The sequence below is a fragment of the Aminobacter niigataensis genome (assembly GCF_946995915.1).
Taxonomy (GTDB): domain Bacteria; phylum Pseudomonadota; class Alphaproteobacteria; order Rhizobiales; family Rhizobiaceae; genus Aminobacter; species Aminobacter niigataensis.
In genome coordinates this window covers 3,048,186-3,065,263 of sequence record NZ_OX341517.1, presented here as the reverse complement: position 1 = coordinate 3,065,263, position 17,078 = coordinate 3,048,186, and the positions used below count along the sequence as shown (strand labels likewise).

General features: G+C 62.4%; 21 protein-coding genes and 1 tRNA gene. 10 read left to right on the top strand and 12 right to left on the bottom strand.

What is annotated here, in order from left to right; translation table 11 throughout:
- Nucleotides 1-224: 224 nt before the first annotated feature.
- From O1Y97_RS14970 to O1Y97_RS14960, 3 genes are read left to right on the top strand one after another with little or no spacing between them, the layout of a single operon-like run.
- Nucleotides 225-539 carry an ArsR/SmtB family transcription factor gene (locus O1Y97_RS14970; protein ID WP_318761533.1) on the top strand — a complete coding sequence of 105 codons (315 nt, stop codon included), beginning with the start codon at nt 225-227 and terminating at the stop codon, nt 537-539.
- Complete coding sequence (locus O1Y97_RS14965; RefSeq protein WP_318761532.1) at nt 536-919, top strand: SRPBCC family protein; 384 nt, start codon at nt 536-538, stop codon at nt 917-919. The genes O1Y97_RS14970 and O1Y97_RS14965 overlap by 4 nt, the downstream gene beginning before the upstream one ends.
- A gap of 36 nt (nt 920-955) precedes the next feature.
- Entirely contained in the window at nt 956-1,576 is a 621-nt protein-coding gene (locus tag O1Y97_RS14960; RefSeq protein WP_318761531.1) for an ATP-dependent Clp protease proteolytic subunit, read from the top strand.
- Nucleotides 1,577-1,580: 4 nt separating this feature from the next.
- On the opposite strand, the gene O1Y97_RS14955 is transcribed toward O1Y97_RS14960, so the two are convergent.
- From O1Y97_RS14955 to O1Y97_RS14940, 4 genes are read right to left on the bottom strand one after another with little or no spacing between them, the layout of a single operon-like run.
- Nucleotides 1,581-2,822, bottom strand: a complete 1,242-nt coding sequence (locus O1Y97_RS14955) for an MFS transporter (protein ID WP_318761530.1) — start codon at nt 2,820-2,822, stop codon at nt 1,581-1,583.
- Between the two features lie 9 nt (nt 2,823-2,831).
- Nucleotides 2,832-3,251 carry a GNAT family N-acetyltransferase gene (locus tag O1Y97_RS14950; RefSeq protein ID WP_318761529.1) on the bottom strand — a complete coding sequence of 140 codons (420 nt, stop codon included), beginning with the start codon at nt 3,249-3,251 and terminating at the stop codon, nt 2,832-2,834.
- Between the two features lie 45 nt (nt 3,252-3,296).
- Nucleotides 3,297-4,979, bottom strand: a complete 1,683-nt coding sequence (locus O1Y97_RS14945) for an NAD+ synthase (RefSeq protein ID WP_108607930.1) — start codon at nt 4,977-4,979, stop codon at nt 3,297-3,299.
- 53 nt (nt 4,980-5,032) lie between these two features.
- Nucleotides 5,033-5,743 carry a DNA-3-methyladenine glycosylase I gene (locus O1Y97_RS14940; protein ID WP_318761528.1) on the bottom strand — a complete coding sequence of 237 codons (711 nt, stop codon included), beginning with the start codon at nt 5,741-5,743 and terminating at the stop codon, nt 5,033-5,035.
- Nucleotides 5,744-5,861: 118 nt separating this feature from the next.
- On the opposite strand from O1Y97_RS14940, the gene O1Y97_RS14935 reads away from it, so the two are divergent.
- Nucleotides 5,862-5,993 carry a hypothetical protein gene (locus O1Y97_RS14935; RefSeq protein WP_318761527.1) on the top strand — a complete coding sequence of 44 codons (132 nt, stop codon included), beginning with the start codon at nt 5,862-5,864 and terminating at the stop codon, nt 5,991-5,993.
- Nucleotides 5,990-6,571 (top strand): DedA family protein, encoded by a 582-nt coding sequence (locus O1Y97_RS14930; protein WP_318761526.1) that lies wholly within the window; start codon nt 5,990-5,992, stop codon nt 6,569-6,571. The genes O1Y97_RS14935 and O1Y97_RS14930 overlap by 4 nt, the downstream gene beginning before the upstream one ends.
- 3 nt (nt 6,572-6,574) lie before the next feature.
- Here O1Y97_RS14930 and O1Y97_RS14925 read toward each other — a convergent pair whose 3' ends face one another.
- The 4 genes from O1Y97_RS14925 to O1Y97_RS14910 all read right to left on the bottom strand — a co-directional run bounded on the left by O1Y97_RS14925 (nt 6,575) and on the right by O1Y97_RS14910 (nt 8,937).
- On the bottom strand, nt 6,575-7,165 hold the full coding sequence (locus O1Y97_RS14925) for a hemerythrin domain-containing protein (protein WP_318761525.1): 591 nt from the start codon (nt 7,163-7,165) through the stop codon (nt 6,575-6,577).
- Nucleotides 7,166-7,205: 40 nt separating this feature from the next.
- Nucleotides 7,206-7,565, bottom strand: coding sequence for a diacylglycerol kinase (locus O1Y97_RS14920; RefSeq protein ID WP_318761524.1), 360 nt, complete (start codon nt 7,563-7,565; stop codon nt 7,206-7,208).
- Between the two features lie 50 nt (nt 7,566-7,615).
- Nucleotides 7,616-8,413, bottom strand: coding sequence for a DODA-type extradiol aromatic ring-opening family dioxygenase (locus O1Y97_RS14915; RefSeq protein WP_183260777.1), 798 nt, complete (start codon nt 8,411-8,413; stop codon nt 7,616-7,618).
- A gap of 104 nt (nt 8,414-8,517) precedes the next feature.
- Nucleotides 8,518-8,937, bottom strand: a complete 420-nt coding sequence (locus O1Y97_RS14910) for a GFA family protein (protein ID WP_318761523.1) — start codon at nt 8,935-8,937, stop codon at nt 8,518-8,520.
- A gap of 323 nt (nt 8,938-9,260) precedes the next feature.
- On the opposite strand from O1Y97_RS14910, the gene O1Y97_RS14905 reads away from it, so the two are divergent.
- The 3 genes from O1Y97_RS14905 (at nt 9,261) to O1Y97_RS14895 (ending at nt 11,510) form a co-directional block, all read left to right on the top strand.
- A complete protein-coding gene (locus O1Y97_RS14905) occupies nt 9,261-10,331 on the top strand; it encodes a GGDEF domain-containing protein (protein ID WP_183260772.1) in 1,071 nt (356 codons plus the stop codon).
- Nucleotides 10,332-10,399: 68 nt separating this feature from the next.
- Complete coding sequence (locus O1Y97_RS14900) at nt 10,400-10,780, top strand: MbcA/ParS/Xre antitoxin family protein (RefSeq protein ID WP_108607922.1); 381 nt, start codon at nt 10,400-10,402, stop codon at nt 10,778-10,780.
- Nucleotides 10,740-11,510 (top strand): RES family NAD+ phosphorylase, encoded by a 771-nt coding sequence (locus tag O1Y97_RS14895; RefSeq protein WP_108607921.1) that lies wholly within the window; start codon nt 10,740-10,742, stop codon nt 11,508-11,510. The genes O1Y97_RS14900 and O1Y97_RS14895 overlap by 41 nt, the downstream gene beginning before the upstream one ends.
- A 54-nt stretch (nt 11,511-11,564) precedes the next feature.
- Here O1Y97_RS14895 and O1Y97_RS14890 read toward each other — a convergent pair whose 3' ends face one another.
- The 4 genes from O1Y97_RS14890 to rpiA all read right to left on the bottom strand — a co-directional run bounded on the left by O1Y97_RS14890 (nt 11,565) and on the right by rpiA (nt 15,948).
- Nucleotides 11,565-12,938 carry a class II 3-deoxy-7-phosphoheptulonate synthase gene (locus tag O1Y97_RS14890; RefSeq protein ID WP_108607920.1) on the bottom strand — a complete coding sequence of 458 codons (1,374 nt, stop codon included), beginning with the start codon at nt 12,936-12,938 and terminating at the stop codon, nt 11,565-11,567.
- Nucleotides 12,939-13,091: 153 nt separating this feature from the next.
- Nucleotides 13,092-14,486: a glutathione-disulfide reductase gene (gene gor, locus O1Y97_RS14885; RefSeq protein ID WP_318761522.1), complete on the bottom strand. Its 1,395-nt coding sequence runs from the start codon at nt 14,484-14,486 to the stop codon at nt 13,092-13,094.
- Nucleotides 14,487-14,679: 193 nt separating this feature from the next.
- Nucleotides 14,680-15,231: a DUF2059 domain-containing protein gene (locus tag O1Y97_RS14880; protein WP_108607918.1), complete on the bottom strand. Its 552-nt coding sequence runs from the start codon at nt 15,229-15,231 to the stop codon at nt 14,680-14,682.
- 18 nt (nt 15,232-15,249) lie between these two features.
- Nucleotides 15,250-15,948 (bottom strand): ribose-5-phosphate isomerase RpiA, encoded by a 699-nt coding sequence (gene rpiA, locus O1Y97_RS14875; RefSeq protein ID WP_318761521.1) that lies wholly within the window; start codon nt 15,946-15,948, stop codon nt 15,250-15,252.
- A 144-nt stretch (nt 15,949-16,092) separates the two neighbouring features.
- Between rpiA and O1Y97_RS14870 the strand changes: the two genes are divergently transcribed.
- Nucleotides 16,093-16,779, top strand: coding sequence for a phosphoglycolate phosphatase (locus O1Y97_RS14870; protein WP_108607916.1), 687 nt, complete (start codon nt 16,093-16,095; stop codon nt 16,777-16,779).
- A gap of 67 nt (nt 16,780-16,846) precedes the next feature.
- A tRNA-Val gene (locus O1Y97_RS14865) sits at nt 16,847-16,921 on the top strand.
- Nucleotides 16,922-17,078: the final 157 nt, after the last annotated feature.

The following is a 17,078-nucleotide window of genomic DNA, read 5'->3' as shown; positions in this document are numbered from 1 at the left end:
GCCGAGGGCGGTTCGCGAGGTCAACGACCTCGGTTCGAACCTCGGGAGGACATGTCATGTTCTGGCATTCAGACCTCCCTGTTAGTGGCCGCGAAGGAGTTGCTTATAGCCGAGCATCGTTGCTTCGCCAAGTCCCGGTCTGGACCGAAGCCTGTTGTGCCAGAACAGGGGCTGAAATCGGTCCCCACTTGCGCAACAGATAAGTGTATGCTTATCTCAAATCCATGAACGAATCTGACCTATTCCGCGCCCTGTCCGATCCCACCCGCCGTGCCGTTCTCGATCGGCTGACCGCGGGAGAGAAAAACGCTACGGAGTTGCGCGAAGGGCTGGAGATTTCGCAGCCGGCGATTTCGCAGCACATCGCCGTGCTGCGCGGCGCCGGGCTGATCAAGGAAGCGCGTGCCGGCAGGCATGTGAACTACAGCGTCAACCCCGACGGTCTGCGGCCGCTCTTCGACTGGCTCACCCGCTATCGCGGCTTCTGGCCGGATCGCGTCGAGAGGCTGAAGACGCTGCTCAAGGAGATGGACCAATGACGGACACCCAGAGGCAGGAATCGAACGAGGACACCATCGTCGTCGAATGCGAGTTGGAAGCCACGCCGGAAAAGGTCTGGCGCGCGCTGACGGTGCCGGAATTCGTCGCAACCTGGCTCGACGTGCCGGCGGCGAACAAGGTCACCGCGGACACGACCGGCCCCGCCTATCGCATCATCGAGGCCCTGCCCTTCTCGCGCGTACGCTACGCCTGGAACGATGCCACGGTGAGCGAGCCCGAAACCTACGTCACCTTCGATCTCGAAGCACAACCGGACGGCGGCACACGGTTCCGGCTCACCCATAGCGTCGACCCCGTGAGAACCATCGCTGCGCCGGCGAATTCAAACAGCCCGCCCCTGATGCGCGCAGTCGCCTAAGTTCAAAAAACTCCATCGATGAAAGGAATCTCGCGCATGCGCGACACGATGCAACTCATCCCCATGGTCGTCGAACAGTCGCCCCGCGGCGAGCGCTCCTTCGACATCTTTTCCCGACTGCTGCGCGAACGGATCGTTTTCCTCAACGGCGAGGTCGACGACAATTCGGCGTCGCTCATCTGCGCGCAGCTGCTGTTTCTCGAATCGGAAAACCCGAACCGCGAAATCTCGTTCTACATCAACTCGCCCGGCGGCGTGGTGACCAGCGGCTTTGCCATCTACGACACGATGCAGTTCATCCGCTGCCCTGTTTCAACGCTCTGCATGGGCACGGCCGGCTCGATGGGCTCGTTCCTGCTGATGGCCGGCGCACCCGGCCGGCGCATCGCGCTTCCCAATGCAAGCGTGATCCTGCACCAGCCCTCCGGCGGCTTCCGCGGCCAGGCCTCCGACATCGAACGCCATGCCGAGGACATTCTCAAGCTCAAGCGACGCATGACCAGGCTCTACGCAGAACATTGCGGACGCACGGAGGAGGAAGTGACACGCGTGCTCGACCGCGACTTTTTCTTCACGGCGGAGGAAGCCAGGGATTGGGGCATCGTCGACCACGTCTATGACCGCCGCGAAATCGTGGAAGGCATTTCCGGGAAGTAGCTGGTTACACTGAGGCCGCAGCAGGCGCAGCCTGGACATGGCTCCGCGCGCGAACTCGGCGCGAAGCCAGCAACAGGACGAATGAAACGGCGAAGCAGTAAAAACCCATCGCCAAGATCTGGCCGGGATAGCTCACGCCGCCGTCGATCAGGAATCCGGTCAAACCCGGTCCGATTGCAGAGGCGAGCACCCCGGCGGCCACGATCAGTGCCCTGATCGAACCGAGGTGCTTCAGGCCGTAGACCTCGGGCCACACGGCGCCGAACAGCGTCGTCGACAAGCCGTTCGAAACGCCGAGCAGCGCCATGAAGCCGAAGGCACTCCACTGCGCTTCGACGAGGCCCAGAAACAGGCAGGCGAACCCCAGCGGCAGCAACACGAAAGGCAGCAGCGACACGCCGGAAAAGCGGTCGATGAGTTGGCCGACCACCAGCGTGAATGCGGTATTGACCACCGCCGTCACCAGATAGGACGAAGCGAAGACCTCGAGCGACCAGCCCCGCAGCTCCACCAGATAGACCTGGTGGAAGAACAGGGTCGTCACGATCAGGCCCGGCGCCATGACGCCAAGCAGCAACACGTAGAAGATCGGATCGCGGACGACCTCGGCGCGCGTCCAGTCGCGCGCATCGACCCGGCGCGCCACGGGGTCCGATGAGCGCGGCTTGCGGTCCGTGGCAACCAGAAAGGCAACTGCCGGCACGGCGACAAGCGCCAGCACCGCTGCCGAAAGCAGCCAGCCGTTGCGCCAGCCAACCGCAGCGGAGATCAGCACAAAACCCATCGGCAGGAAGGCGTCGCCGGCGTTATGGCCGAGAATGACGGTCGAAAGCGCTCGTCCCCTTTGCGCCGAAAACCAGCGCGCGGTCGCGGTGTAGGCGGCATGCACCATCATGCCCTGGCCAAACAGGCGCAGCAGGTAGATGGCCACGAACAATATCACGAGGTGCTGCGACAGCGCCATCGACGCGCTCGCGAGCGCCAGCATCGGCACGATGAACAGCGCCACGTTGCGCACGCTGTGGCGGTCGACGATCTGGCCGAGATACGGCAGGCTCAAGGCGCTGGCCAGTGTTGCGAACATGTAGAGCGTGCCGAATTCGCCATGCGAAAGCCCGTAGTCGCGGCGGATGTCGCCGGCCGACAGCGCGACGAACGATGTCATGCCGAAAGTCGAAAAGAAGGTGAGCAAAAAACCGCCGGCCAGCCAGCGCGGGTTGTCTCGGACGAAGGCTATGTAAGTCACGTGCTCAGTCTATTCGTGAGTGGCCGGCTGCCGCGCCAGGCGCATATACATGCCGTCGTTCGAAACCTCGAAGCCGAATTTTTCGTAGAGGCTGTGCGCGTCTGAAGTTCGCAGCGAAAAGCCAGTCACACTGGCAAGTTCGGGATGATCGAGAAGAGCCTGGATCAGCTTCTTGCCGATGCCAAGCCCCCGCCGGTCGGGCCAGACGATGACGTCGGCGACATAGGCGAAGCAGGCATAGTCGGTGACGACGCGCGCGAACCCCACCTGCTCGCCATCGACATAGGCGCCCAGGCAGAGCGAGTTGGCAAAGGCCCGGCGATGAATCCCGTCGGTTCGGCCCTCGCCCCAGTAGCTCGCCTTGATGACCTCGGAGGTCTTGTCGAAGTCGATGCGCGACGCATCGAAACTGATCTCGACCTCGGCCATGAACCCCTCCGGTCTTCTGGTGGTTTTCAATTCACGTTCAGTGGCTTATCCGCGATCCCTGAATCGATTTGTGATCGGGTAGCGCCGGTCGCGGCCAAAGTTCTTCTTGGTGATCTTCACGCCGGGTGCCGCCTGCCGCCGCTTATATTCGGCGATGTAGAGCAGGTGCTCGATGCGGTGGACAGTGTCGCGGTCGTGGCCGCGCGCCACGATCTCGTCGACCCCCATCTCGTTCTCGACCAGGCACTCCAGGATGTCGTCGAGCACGGGATAGGGTGGCAGCGAATCCTGGTCGGTCTGGTTGGGACGCAGCTCCGCGGAAGGCGCCTTGTCGATGATATTCTCAGGGATGACGATGCCCGAAGGCCCGAGCGCGCCCGGCGGCACCTGGCTGTTGCGCCAGCGCGACAGCGCATAGACCTGCATCTTGTAGAGGTCCTTGATCGGATTGAAACCGCCGTTCATGTCGCCATACAGCGTGGCATAGCCGACCGACATCTCGCTCTTGTTGCCCGTCGTCACCACCATCGAGCCGAACTTGTTGGACACGGCCATCAGGATGGTACCGCGGGCGCGGCTCTGCAGGTTTTCCTCGGTGATGCCTTCCTTGGTGCCTTCGAAAAGCTGCGTCAGCGCGTGCGAAAACCCGTCGACCGGCTCGTGGATCGGCACGATGTCATAACGGCAGCCGAGCGCCCGCGCGCAGTCCTCGGCGTCCTTCAGCGAATCGCTCGAGGTGTAGCGGTAAGGCATCATGATCGCCCGCAGACGCTCCTCGCCGAGCGCATCGACGGCGAGCGCCGCACAGATCGCCGAATCGATGCCGCCCGACAGGCCGAGCACGACGTTCTTGAACCCGTTCTTGTTGACGTAGTCGCGCAGGCCCAGCATGCAGGCGCGATAATCGGCCTCTTCCCGTTCGGGGATCTTCGACATCGGGCCTTCGACGCAGGCCCAGCCTTCGTCGCCACGCCGCCACAGCGTCATAGCCACCGTCTCTTCGAACTGGCTCATCTGGAACGCCAGCGAATGGTCGGCATTGATGGCAAAGGAAGCGCCGTCGAACACCAGTTCGTCCTGCCCCCCGAGTTGATTGGCGTAGAGCAGCGGCAGGCCGCTCTCGATCACCTGGCGGATCGCCACCTGGTGGCGCACATCCATCTTGGCGCGGTAGTAGGGCGAGCCGTTCGGCACGAGCAGGATCTCGGCACCGCTTTCGGCCAGCGTCTCGCAGACACCGAGTTCGCCCCAGATGTCCTCGCAGATCGGGATGCCCAGGCGCACGCCGCGGAAATTGACCGGCCCGGGCATGTCGGGACCGGCCTGGAAAACGCGCTTCTCGTCGAATTCGCCGTAGTTGGGCAGATCCACCTTGAAACGCTCGGCAATGACCTTGCCGCCATCTGCGACGATGATCGCATTATGCACGCCGCTCTTGCGCTTGAGCGGCACCCCGATGATGACTCCGGGGCCGTTGTCGGCGGTGTCCTTGGCGAAATCCTCGGCCGCACGCTCGCAAGCCGCGAGGAAGGCCGGCTTGAGCACTAGGTCTTCCGGCGGATAACCAGCCAGGAACAGTTCGGTGAACAGCACGAGATCGGCACCCTGGCGCGCGGCATCGGCGCGTGCCTCGCGCGCCTTGGCGAGATTGCCTGCAATGTCGCCTACCGTCGGGTTGAGTTGGGCAACAGCGATGCGGAGGACGTCGGGGATCGATTTTTTCGTCATGTCAGCGATTTAGCCTGCGTATCGGTGGGGGGCAATGGCGATCGATTGGACCATCATTCGCCCATATAGGAGCGGAGTTCGTCGGCCGAGTGGTTGACCCCGATCGACATCGACAGGATGCGCGAGATATGCGCTCGCGGCAGCTTGGTCACCGCCGCCCATTCGTTGATCTGGGCCTGCACCTTGGCCAAATCCTTCTTCGACGTCGCCGCTTCGCCGATATCGAGACCCGCATCCCGCAGCGCCAGGATCATATCCTGCGACAGGATGAACGTGTCCCAGCCCAGCCAGCGCAACAGGTACCGCCCGGTGTTGCCGCCGAGACGGCTGCCGTGCTTGCCAAGATAGGCGGTGAGCCCGACCTGGTCGTCGGCAGGCCAGGCAGCCAGGAACTTGCCGAAACCGCCATGCTCCTTCGATACGTGCTCGACGAAGGCCGCATTGTCGCGCACCGAACGAATTTTCTGTGGATTGCGCACGATGCGCTTGTCCGAAGCCAGCTCGTGCCAGAAATCGTCGGGCTGGAACAACAGCCGCTTCGGCTCGAAGCCGAGAAAGGCTTCCTCGAACCCCGGCCATTTCTGTTCGATGACCCGCCAGACGAAACCGGCGGCGAAGACCCGCTCGGCCATGGTGGAGAGGATGCGGTCATCAGTGATTTTGGCGAGTGCTGCATTGTCGGACGCGGGGCCGAGCAATGATTCGAGCACCGCCTCGCCGCCCTTGCGTTCGGCAGCCCGCGCCCTGATCTTGGCAAAGTCCATCGTTGGTCCCTCCTCGCCCGCATTCTGGCGCCGCCTGCGAATATCTTCTTATATGGATTTGCGGCTGCCAAGCAGGCGCCTTCACCGTGCCGTCACCCACAAGGCCGAAATCGAAATCATGGCTCTGCACGAAAAGCTCGACGAGATCCGTTTCCGGGAGATCATCATCCTGCGCGTCCGGAGCCGCGCAGTCGCCAACCCTGTCTGGCGCATTGCTGTTCCCGCCACAGGCGAGCCGCCTGCTCCATGATCGACACGATCCATCACCTCGTCGAGCGCTTCGGGCTGTTGGCAGTGTTCATCGGCTGCATGGCCGAGGGTGAAAGCGTTGCCATCCTCGGCGGCTTCTTTGCCCATCAGCAGGTGTTTTCACCGTGGCAGGCCTTTGCCACGGCGTCGGCCGGCGCCTTTTTCGGCGACACGCTGTTCTTCGTGCTGGGACGCCGTTTCTCGAACCACAAGTGGGTACGATTGCTGCGGCGACGGCCGGGCTTCAGCCACGCCTACCGGATGGTGCAGTCCCATCCGAATCTCTTTGTTCTGGCCAACCGCTACATCTACGGCATGCGGTTGGCCGGCGGCATCGCTGCCGGACTGTCACGCATTCCCGTTCCGGTCTTCCTGGCGTTGAACGCGCTGTCCGCGCTGGTCTGGGCAGCGCTTTTCGTCAGTCTGGGATATGTCTTCGGCCTCGGTGCCGAACACATCATCGGCGATGCACTCAAAGGACACCAGCGCCTGCTGATCGGGCTCGGCATCGGCGTTGTCGTGGCGATCGCGGCGTGGCTGCTCGCCCGCCACGTCGCGAAAAAGGAGCCGCGCGAATAGGCTTCAGCCGATACCGAGTTCGCGGTCGCCGCGATCCAGGATCAGTGGAATGATCAAATCTTCCTCATCGTCGAGATGCCGGGTCAGCATGGCCACCAGCCGCGCATTCTCGTCGGCATAGGCATCCGCCGCAAAGCGCTGCCTGTCTTCGCTTTCCTTGAGCGCACGAAGAAAGGCGCTTGCCGTCTCCGCATTGCGTTCCAATGCCTCGTGGATCAGGTGATGGTCGGCGTCGAGGATCTCGAAGCCGCGCTTCAGGCGCTTCTCGGCATTGGCGAAAACAGGGAAATAGTGGTGATCCTCGACATTGTGGTGCCCATCGAGATTGCCGAGAAAGTAGTTGAGGCGTGGTGCGAACCAGCGCGCGAAGCCCTGCGCATCCAGCCTGCCCTCGCGATAGTCGCCGATGCCGCCGGTAAGCGTACCGCCCAGTTCGCGGAACATGTCGTGGCGCTGTAGCCACATCGACGCCATGCCGTGCACGTTGTCGTGGGCCTGCCAATCCTCCCGCGGGTACTTTTCGACCAGCCAGCGCAGATCATCCGGCAAGCCTGCGCGCGTTTCGAGATGATGTATATCGGCTTGGTCGGCCATGTCGGTCTCCTTTGGTAACCGACATATGGGTATGCTTTCCTCAGATCGGAAGGCCGAGCAGACGCTCGACAATCGCGAAGCTCCAGACGCCGAGCACGATCACGATCGAGATCAGCACGGCGAGCGAACCGCAGTCCTTGGCAAGCTGGATGTCGATATTGAACTCGCGGCTGACCGCATCGCAAGTCGCCTCGATGCCGGTGTTGAGCACCTCGACGGTGATCAGGAAAAGGATCGAGCCGATCAGTAGCGCATAGCCGCTCCAGGTCGCGGCCACGAACCAGCCGAGCGGCAGTGCTGCAACCAGCAGCATGATCTCCTGCTGGAATGCCGCTTCGGTGCGGATCAACCGCGAGAACGCCCGCACCGAATTCTGGAAAGCCTTGACCAGCCGATCCATGAAATGCCCTTTCAGCTCAATCGAAGGGGCATCATTTAGCCGCTCGGCGATCAGTCGAACAGATAGGAATCGTTGGCAAAGAAGCCATGATCGACCGAATCGTGCACGCGACGCCCTTTTGCGCCCTCGCCTGCCGCCCCATAGGCAAAGAAGATCGGCATCAGATGCTCGTCGGTGGGATGGTTCTCCGACGGATACGGTGCCTTTTGCTTCCAATGGAGGATCGCATCGGTGTCGCCCGACACAAGCTTTTCGGCGAACCAATCGGTGAAGGCCTTCACCTTGCCGGCCAGCACGGGGTCGGCCTCAGCACCGTGCCTCAGCGTCGAGAAATAGGCGCGCAGATTGTGGGTGACGTGACCCGAGCCAATCAGCAGCACACCTTCTTCACGCAACGGCGCCAGCGCCTTGCCGATGGCATAGTGCCAGGCTGCGTCACGGTTCGGATCGATCGACACCTGCACGATCGGAATGTCGGCATCAGGGAAGGCAAGTTTCATCGGCGTCCAGGTGCCGTGGTCATAGCCGCGCTTCTCATAGGTGTGCGGTTTCAGACCGGCAGCCTCGAGCATGCCGAAAACCTTCGTCGCCAGTGCCGGTTCGCCCGCGGCGGGATAGACCATCTTGTAGAGTTCCGGGGCAAAGCCGCCGAAGTCATAGATCATGCCGGGCTTGGGATCGGTCACCACCGCGACACCGTCGGTCTCGAAATGCGCCGAAACGACGACGATCGCCTTCGGCTTCGGCATCAGGTCCGAGACGGTTTCGAGATAATGGCGCGCCGGCGTGTCGGCCAAAACGATGTCCGGGCCGCCATGCGAGATGAAGAGTGTGGGCAACGAGTTCATTTTCTTTCTCCTTGCTCCAGATATACGCCTCGCAGGCCGCTTCGAGCAGACCTCCGCCGAGCGACGAAGCGTTCACCGATTGTGAACGGCAGGGGCGCGACTGTTCAATCAGCTGCGACCGCAACCTCCGGAGATGATCGCTCATATCGGGGCAAGCCATCATTGATCTCGTAATAGCCGGCCTTCTGGCCGACGAAGATGTGGCAGGAACCGACAAGCCCGTCGGCGGCGTCGAACAAGCCCGCCATGATCGAGATGTCCGGCTCGCTATGCGCCTTCCAGAACAGCAGCGACCCGCAACGGCTACAAAAGCCGCGCCGGGCGAAATCCGAGGCCGCATACCAGGTGATGTGCTCGCTGCCCTGTACCTCCAGTTCACCATCGGCAACGCTGGTCGCCGCATAAAAATGCCCGCTCTGCTTCCGGCATTGACTGCAATGGCAATAGACCACGCCGCGCAGCGGGCCCGTCGTAGTAAACCGCACGGCCCCGCACAGGCATGACCCTTTGTTCGACTCGTCCATTTCCTGCTCCTCCATGGCCACATCCAGATTGGTCCTGAACAAGAGGCGATGCGTGAGAGTTTGCGACATCGAACATGCTGCCGAGGTCTTGGCGGCATCCGCCGGCAGGAAAATACACCCTGTGGTAGAAAAATGAACGCAACATCGCTGCAAATTAAGGAAACCTTAGCCAGCCTAAATTAGAGGTCGATAGAAGTGATGAGCGCAGAGGGGACCTGCGTCGTTGCAAGCACTCTCATCTCGCCGCTCGCCCCCCGACCGGTCGCCCGCCAGCGCTTTGCCGGCATGGAAGCGACCGTTTGGCCAACTGAAACGGGACATACATGCATTCTGCAGCCGCCCCGACAGACCGAGGCAATGATATTGCGAGCAGTGTCGTGGCGACGATGGCCCAGATGGGAGTCATCGGCCTGCCGCGCAACTACGAGATCTTCTATGAAGCGCTGACCGGCACCAACCCGGCGCTCAGCCTCGAAGTCATCGCACTCGGCAATCGTCCGACCCAGGACCAGTTGGACCTGATCGGCCGGAAGTTCTTCGCCCAGAATCATGGCCAGGGCATCGTCGAACACGCACGCGATATTCTGGCGCGCGAGCTTGAAGGCGTCGCCAGCCTGCTTCGGAACGAGCGAAGCCATCTGGAACGCTACGGCAAGGTGCTCGACGAAACGTCCAGCGGGTTGAACAGCCGCACGGCGATGTCGCAGGAACTGCTGCAGAAGATCGTCGGCGTCATGTCCGTCGCCACCGCCTCGACCATAGATCACGGCAAGCAGGTGGCGAGCACGCTCGGCGACAAGTCGAGCGAACTCGAGAGCGTCAAGTCGAAGCTCGAAGAGTACAAGAAGCTCGCCGACACCGACCCTCTCACCCATATCTGGAATCGCCGCGCCTTCGACCGAAGGATCGCCAGGATCTACAACGACAACAAGGGCATCCTGTTCAGCGCCCTGATCCTCGCCGACATCGATCGTTTCAAGGACATCAATGACCGGCACGGCCATCCCGTCGGCGACAAGATCCTGCGGATCATCGCCGACATCTTCCAGTCGAGCGTCCATCGCGACATGTTCGTTGCCCGCACCGGCGGCGAGGAGTTCGCGCTGATCGTCGAGGGCACCACCGAGGAAGCCACCTTCGAGATCGCCGATCGGGTTCGCCTGCTGGTTGCGCAGACGCAACTCAAGGAAATCCAGCCCGGCGTCAACTGCGGCCAGGTGACGGTTTCAATGGGCGTTTGCATGGCCTCCGATGCCGAAAGCGCGGAAGATCTCTACGCCAAGGCAGACCGCGCGCTCTACCGTTCCAAGCTGATCGGCCGCAATCGCGTCACCCGTTATTCGACGATCGCCGAGCGCCAGGGCAAGAACTGGATGCTGTACAAGAAGGACTGATCGCTTCGTCAAAGGCCTTTCCATATGAATTTTGATGGACTATATTTTCCAGAGAAATGGAAAGACCAATGCGAAGCCATCAAAATCCGGCGCCATCGGCCACACAAGGCACCGTCATCACCAAGGCGACGTTGCGCGCCGCCGACATGCTGGGCATCACCGCCAAGGCCCTCTCCGCCGTCATCGGCGTCTCAGAGGCCACGGTTTCAAGGATGCGCAAGCAGGAATTCGCCCTGGAAGCCGGCAGCAAGCCGTTCGAACTCGCCGTCCTGTTCGTCCGCCTGTTCCGCTCGCTCGACGCCATAGTCGGCGGCGACGAGTCGGTCGCTCGGGCCTGGCTACGCAACGACAACACGGCGCTCGGCGCCACGCCAAGCGAGAAGATCGCAACCATATCCGGGCTCGTCGATGTCATTGCCTACCTGGACGCCCGCCGCGCTCTCGTCTGAGGCGCGTGCGCTCGAAGGCCGCTGCTGGCGGCTGGTCGAGGCCCAGCATCGCGTATCCACCTTGAAGCTCGTCGACGACCTCGACGAGCAGGCACTGCTCGAGGAACTCGTCGAGGCGACCAAGCCGATCGTGCCGGTCGAATGCCGCAAGCTGCACTATCTGCTGGCAACGCCGTTTCGCTACGGCTCGAACTATCCCACCGGATCGCGCTTCCGCCGCGCCGGCAAGTCGCTCGGTGTCTACTACGCCGCCGAGAAGGTGCAGACTGCCGTCGCCGAAATGGCTTTCTATCGCCTGCTGTTCTTTTCGGAATCGCCCGACACGCCCTGGCCCAGCGACGCGGCCGAGTACACCGCCTTCTCGGCGAGCATCAAAGCCGCCGGCGTGACCGACCTCACCTTGCCGCCACTGCTAAGTGATGCGCCTGCCTGGACGCATCCGACCGACTATGCCGCTTGCCAGCAACTGGCCGACGCCGCGCGCGAGGCCGGCATCGAGGCCATCCGCTATCGCTCGGTGCGTGATCCCCAAGGTGGCGCCAACCTCGCCTTGCTCACCTGTCGCACATTTTCCAAACCGGCCCCCGTCGAGCGGCAGACCTGGCGCATCCGCTTGGGGCCGTCGGGCGTCCAGGCCATCTGCGAATTCCCGGAGCGACGCATCGGTTTCGATCGCGAAAGCTTCGCTGGCGATCCGCGTCTCAAGGACATGCGCTGGGTCCGCAAATGAAAAAGGCGCCGGTCGAAACCGGCGCCTTTTTGATCGATTGAACGCGTCTACGGATCAGGCGTTGACGGCCTTTTTCTCCGGGGTCGGCGCGCTCTTCCTGAGCTGTTCCGAAACCAGGAAGGCGAGTTCGATCGCCTGGTCGGCGTTGAGGCGCGGATCGCAATGAGTGTGGTAGCGATCCTGCAGTTCGTCTGCCGTGATGGCGCGCGCGCCACCCGTGCATTCGGTGACGTTCTTGCCGGTCATCTCGACATGGATACCGCCTGGGTGCGTGCCCTCGGAGCGGTGGATGTCGAAGAAGCTCTGCACTTCGCTGAGGATGCGGTCGAACGGGCGCGTCTTGTAGCCGGCAGCCGTGATCGTGTTGCCATGCATCGGATCGCACGACCAGACGACCTTGCGGCCTTCTTTCTCGACGGCGCGGATCAGTTTCGGCAGGTGATCGCCGACCTTGTCGTTGCCGAAGCGAGCGATCAGCGTCAGGCGGCCGGCCTCGTTGTCCGGGTTCAATTGGTCGATCAGCTTGAGCAGGTTGTCCGGGGTGATCGACGGGCCGCACTTGAGACCGAGCGGGTTCTTCACCCCACGGCAGTACTCGACATGGGCGTGGTCGACCTGGCGGGTGCGGTCTCCGATCCACAGCATGTGGCCCGACGTTGCGTACCAGTCGCCCGAGGTCGAGTCGACGCGCGTCAGCGCCTGCTCGAAGCCAAGCAGAAGGGCTTCATGGCTGGTGTAGAAGTCGGTCTCGCGCAGCGCGTAGTTGGTCTCCGAGGTGATGCCGACGGCCTTCATGAAGTCCATCGTCTCGGTGATGCGGTTGGCCAGCGCCTCGTAACGCTCGCCCTGCGGGCTGTTGGAGACGAAGCCGAGCATCCACTGGTGCACGTTCTCAAGGCTGGCGTAGCCGCCCTGAGCGAAGGCGCGCAGAAGGTTAAGCGTCGCCGCCGACTGGCGGTAAGCCATCTCCTGGCGTGCCGGATCGGGCACGCGTGACTTCTCGTCGAAGCCCGGGCCGTTGATGATGTCGCCGCGATAGCTCGGCAGCGTCACGTCGCCCTTGGTCTCGTTGTCGGACGAACGCGGCTTGGCGAACTGGCCGGCAATACGGCCGACCTTCACCACCGGCTGCGCGCCGGCGAAGGTCAGCACGACCGACATCTGCAGGAAGACGCGGAAGAAGTCGCGGATGTTGTCCGCGCCATGTTCGACGAAGCTTTCGGCGCAATCGCCGCCCTGAAGCAGGAAGGCTTGGCCATTGGCGACGGCAGCGAGCTGCTTTTTCAGCTTTCGCGCTTCACCTGCAAAAACCAAGGGGGGAAAGGTTGCGAGACGAGCTTCCGTTTCCGCGAGCGCCGCAGCATCCGGATAAGCCGGGACCTGCTGGATCGGCATGCTTCTCCAGGAATTCGGTGACCATTTCGTCATGTTCGCACCTAAAAAGTTCGCTAACGGGCACCTCACCCGCGCCATAGCCCGCCATTGCGGGAACGCGGCTCTTTACACGATGAGGAGCCGCTATACTACCCCGTATCAGGCGTGAGATCGAACCCAAGGTTGCGTGCCGTCTGGCACGCGCGCTCAACCGTCGATCCGAACACCGTCCTTCACGAGATAGGTAGGCTTGTACATGGTCACAAGCTCTTCCGCCGCAGTCGGATGAACCGCCATCGTGCGGTCGAAATCGTCCTTGGTGAGGCCCGCCTTGAGCGTGATGCCGAGCAGCTGCGCCATCTCGCCGGCATCGGGACCCAGCACGTGAGCCCCCAGCAACAGCCGCGTGTCGCCGTCGACAACCAGCTTCATCAGCATCTTTTCCTGCCTGCCCGACAGCGTATGGCGCATCGGGCGGAAGCTGGTGCGGTAGATCTCGAGGTGCTTGAACCTTTTGGCCGCCTCGTCCTCGGAGAGGCCAACGGTACCGATCTCGGGCTGCGAAAATACAGCCGTGGCCACGCAATCGTGATCGGGCTCGGTCGGGTTGTTCTTGAACGCCGTCTCGACGAAGCACATCGCCTCGTGAATCGCGACCGGCGTCAACTGAACGCGGTTGGTGACGTCGCCAACGGCCCAGATGTTCTGCACATTGGTGCGCGAAAAACGGTCGACGACGATGGCGCCCTGTTTGTCCATCTCGACGCCAGCGGCTTCGAGGCCAAGATTTTCGGTATTGGGCGTGCGGCCGATGGCCAGCATGACCTGATCGACGGTCAGCACCTCGCCGGTGTTGAGACGCGCATCGAGGCGCCCGTCGGCCCGCTTGACGACCTCCTCCGAGACCGCCGGGCAAAGAATGCGGATGCCCTTGGAGACCATCGTGTCGTGCAGTGTGCGCCGGAGATCCATGTCGAAGCGGCTGAGGATTTCCTTGCCGCGATAGACCAGCGTCGTCTCGACGCCGAGGCCATGGAAGATGTTGGCGAATTCGACGGCGATGTATCCGCCGCCCTCGATCATGATCGCCTTGGGCAATTCGGGAAGGTCAAAGACTTCGTTCGAATAGATGCAGTGCTCGTGGCCGGGCAGCGCCGGATGCGCGGCAGCCCGCCCGCCCGTGCCAATCAGGATCTGGTCGGCGGTAACGATCCGGCCTTCCGCCTCGATCCTGATGGTATGGCTATCTACGAGCACGGCCCGAGAATGAAACGTCTCACCGCCCGAACCTTCGACATTGCGTTTGTAGATCGCCTCGAGCCGCGAAATCTCGCGCTCCTTGTTGGCAACCAGTTTCGACCAGTCGAACTTGGCTTCGCCGACAGTCCAGCCATAGCCGGCCGCATCCTCGAAATGTTCGGGAAACTGCGAGGCGTAGACATAGAGCTTCTTGGGCACGCAGCCGCGGATCACGCAGGTACCGCCGAAGCGGAACTCCTCGGCCAGCGCGACACGTTTGCCAAGTGCCGCCGCAACCCGCGCCGCCCGCACCCCACCGGAGCCACCACCGATGACGAAGAGGTCGTAGTCATACTGAGCCATGATGGTCCTTCCAGCGGTCGGAGCGCGGGTGTCTCCGATGTCGTTTGAACAGCGTATTCCGGGCGCCGAAACCGTTTTTTCGATTGCCGGCTGAAGCGCTGCGATTTGGTGCGTCACAGGTAGTGGCAGAGGCACCAAAAGAAAAGCCCGGCAACTGCCGGGCTTTTGGATCGTGACCGTTGGTCGCGGAGGATTACTTCTTGGGCGCTTCCGGGGCTGCGCCCTCGGCTGCCGGAGCCTTGGTGCCGGCAACGGCCTTGAGCTTCTCGCCGACCTGCTGGGCCAGATCGCGAGCGATGCCGTTCTGCCAGATATCGGCAGCCTTGACCAATTCGCGCGAAGCGATCGGGCCGCTCTCGATCAGCTTTTTGCCGGCTTCGGAATTGTAGAAGGCAGCGATGTCGTTGAGGTTCTGCTCGGAGAAGGCCTTGGCATAGGCAAGCGCCGATTCCTTTTCGAGATCAGCGCGGCGCGAAGCGAGCGCCAGCGTGTTCTCGTCCACCGTCTGGGTGATCAGTTCCTGCATGTCCGGGTTCTGCTGGATCAGCTGCTGCTTCAGCGCTGCAGCCGCCTGCGGCAGGATCCCGTCGAAGGAATCCGTGGCGTGGATCGCCGCGATGGCGGCATGGGCCGCCTTGAGATGGGATTCGCCGATCTCCTGGGCCTGGGCCGAGAACGCGATCGCCGCGAATGCCGAAGCCGCCACCATGACGGAGAAGCCGCGAAGCCGGTTTGTCAAAATCATGATGAGTAGAACTCCTGTTTAGCGGGTCGGATGGACGGTCTTGACACCGTCTGTGCCGGCGATGACGGCAACGGTGGCCAAGCCGAGAAAGAGGCCATGCTCCACGACGCCTGGGATGGCGTGCAGGGCATCAGAAAGCGCTCTTGTATCGGGAATGCGGCCAAAAGATGCATCGATAATGAAATGTCCACCGTCGGTTACGAAGGTCTCGCCGCCTGTTTTTCGCAGCACCAGCGGCCCGGAGAGGCCGAGATTTGCCGCTGCCTTGGCGATGGCGATTTCGGTGGCCTTGAGGCCGAACGGATTGACCTCGATAGGCAGAGGGAAGCGCCCAAGGGCGTCGACCAGCTTGGTCTGGTCGGCGATGACCACCATGCGCGCCGAAGCGGCGGCCACGATCTTCTCGCGCAGCAACGCGCCACCACCGCCCTTGACCAGCGAAAGCGCCGGGTCGATCTCGTCGGCACCGTCGATGGTGAGGTCGAGTTCAGGCGTTTCGTCGAGCGTCGACAGCGGCACCGACAATTCGCGGCACAGGGCGGCAGTGCGCTCGGAGGTCGGCACGCCGATCACCTTCATGCCGGCTGCAACCTTTTCGGCAAGCAGCCTGACGAACTCTTCGGCCGTCGAACCCGTACCGATGCCGAGGCGCATTCCGCTCTCGACATAGCCCAAGGCGGCGCGTGCCGCCTCGATCTTCAAAGCCTTGGCATCCATGATTTGTTCGCAAAATCCTCGAATTCAGGCTTGGCTCCTAGCATTTTTGCCCGTTGGGTCAAAGGCTTTATGACCCGTGGCTTGCGTCATGCCGGGCCCGGGGCTATCGGCTCTGGCAACGCATAAACCTACGAAAGCGGCGCCATGTCCAAACCGATCATTGTTTTCGACCTCGACGGCACCCTCGTCGACACGGCGCCCGACCTGCTCGACAGCCTGAACCATACGCTCGTTGCCGGCGGTCTGTCCCAGGTCGACGACACCGCCTTCCGGCGCTTTGTCGGCCAGGGCGGACGCGTGATGATCGAGCGCGCCTACACCGCCCAGCGCAAGCAGCAGTTGGCCGCCCTCGAGCACGACCGCCTGCACGACATCTTCCTCGATCACTACACGGTCAACATCCCGGGCCGTTCGCAGCCCTATCCCGGTGTCGTTGCCGCCATGGACCGCTTTGCCGCGGCGGGCTACCTGCTCGCCGTCTGCACCAACAAATATGAGAGCCTCGCCACCAACCTCATCCGGGCGCTGGGCCTGTCGGACCGCTTCGCGGCGATCACCGGACCCGAGACCTTCGGCATCCGCAAGCCGGACCCACGGCACCTGACTGAAACCATCGCCAAGGCCGGCGGCGACGTAGCGCGGGCGGTCATGGTCGGCGATTCGGTCACCGACATCGACACTGCCAAGGCAGCCGGCATCCCGGTCGTTGCCGTCGATTTCGGCTATACTGATCGTCACGTCAGCGAATACGAGCCCTCGGTGGTCATCTCGCACTATGACGAACTGACGCTTGGCATGGCTCAGAAGCTGATAGACGCGGCAAGTCGCTAAAGCCGCCTTGACACCACTCCCGCCCCTCCCCTATATCGCCCGGACGTTCGGCCCTCGGGCCTCGGACGGGCGATTAGCTCAGCGGGAGAGCACACCCTTCACACGGGTGGGGTCATAGGTTCAATCCCTATATCGCCCACCATTCTTCCCAGTAAGTTCAGATGCTTAATGTAGCAGGCCCTGCCATTCTCGGTACCGGCTGGGGAGACGCAGCAGCGAGCAGCGGCAGTCCTGGAGCAGACGCTCAGCCTGATTTGCCGCCATGCACTTCAAGCCATTGCTTACGAATTCAAACAATG